Source organism: Spirulina sp. CCY15215, assembly GCF_016888125.1.
GTDB lineage: Bacteria > Cyanobacteriota > Cyanobacteriia > Cyanobacteriales > Spirulinaceae > CCY15215.
Genome location: NZ_JACSWA010000238.1, coordinates 1 through 1302, shown reverse-complemented (window position 1 = coordinate 1302; position 1302 = coordinate 1). Strand labels below are relative to the sequence as shown.

Below are 1302 nucleotides of genomic sequence, written 5' to 3'. Positions count from 1 at the left end.
CAAAAGCACCCTAATTAAACAACTCCAAGGCGGTAGCGAAACTAATATAAAGCCGTCCTATAAGGACGGGGTTTCTACCCAATTTTTCTGATGAATAACAAGCATGTTGAGCGTCTTCTCGTTTCTTATGTGTTGATGGCGGGAGGTTTGTGCGGTTTGTGCGGGCTTCATCGCTTCTACAATGGGAAAATTGGTACGGGACTTCTTTGGTTCTTTACTTTGGGCATTTTTGGAATTGGTCAGTTTATTGATATCTTTTTCGTCCCCAATATGGTAGAGGAATACGAAGGGAAGTTACTCATTAAACAGGGTATGTCCCCTTATGGAAGCCCCAGCCAATATCCTAGGGCTACTGCAACTGCGGTTGAACTTCCCAAGGTTCCAGAAGAAAAGTTGATGTTGCGAGTCTTAAAATCTGCACGCGATCGCGGTGGACAAATCACGGTTACTCAAGCGGTGTTAGATACGGGGGCTGATTTTCCAGAAGTTGAGCTTGTTCTCAAGGAAATGGTAAAACAAGGGTACGCCCATATTGATAACGATCCGGTTAAGGGAACCGTAGTTTACGATTTTGTTGAGTTATAGAAGTGCGATCGCGATCGAACCAGACTTATAACAATAATGTTCGGGCGATCGCTTTTTTTTGGCTTTAATTTCGCCCCAGCCATTTTTCGCCGTTAATGCGCTGTAAGGTATATAAAACCATTAAATCGAGGGTGATTTTCCGCTCGTCAATCATAAACGATTCGAGGGTGCTGGGTTTTGCGCCGTGAGTTGCTGAGGAAAAGCCTTTATTTCCCTTCAGGTCTTCATCAAAATAATAAAGGTTAAATTGGCGGGTTCCTTGTTGCCATGTCCCTTCAATTTGCCAGCAATCTTCCCCAGAGTCAAATCCAGCCAGGGAAACAGGTTTTTTCGTGAAGGCAATTTTCATATCGGAAAGACCAGCTTTACCAAATGCTTCCTGTAAAGTTGGCGTAAAATGCTGCTCCATAAACTCGGTAAAGGGTTTATCTTCAAGAGCAGGGGGTTTGGCTTTTTTCTTAGCTGCGGGTTTGGTTTCTTCTGCCATGTTGCGCCCTCGGAATCCTTGCTTGAGACGTTTGCTCTCTTACTTTACAGGGTTTGGCTTGCAGGTTCAAGAGTAAAGTAATTTTTTCTAGGGAGTTTTAAGATTATCAGCGCGATCGCCTTCTTGTTTGAGCAAAAATGCGCCGCGCATCCTACGATTCAGTCCGACAGGACGAATCGCTAGTTAGCGGCGCGGGTTGTTTAAGTCGCCCCGGTTCGTCTTGGTTCTGA

The 1302-nt window shown here is 44.8% G+C and carries 2 protein-coding genes; one reads left to right on the top strand and one right to left on the bottom strand.

The annotated features are described in order from the left end of the window. Positions 1 to 90: 90 nt before the first annotated feature. Positions 91 to 585: a TM2 domain-containing protein gene (locus JUI58_RS01740; protein ID WP_204102019.1), complete on the top strand. Its 495-nt coding sequence runs from the start codon at positions 91 to 93 to the stop codon at positions 583 to 585. A gap of 64 nt (positions 586 to 649) precedes the next feature. Here JUI58_RS01740 and JUI58_RS01735 read toward each other — a convergent pair whose 3' ends face one another. Beyond that, positions 650 to 1072 (bottom strand): DUF2996 domain-containing protein, encoded by a 423-nt coding sequence (locus JUI58_RS01735; protein ID WP_204102018.1) that lies wholly within the window; start codon positions 1070 to 1072, stop codon positions 650 to 652. Between the last annotated feature and the right edge of the window lie 230 nt (positions 1073 to 1302).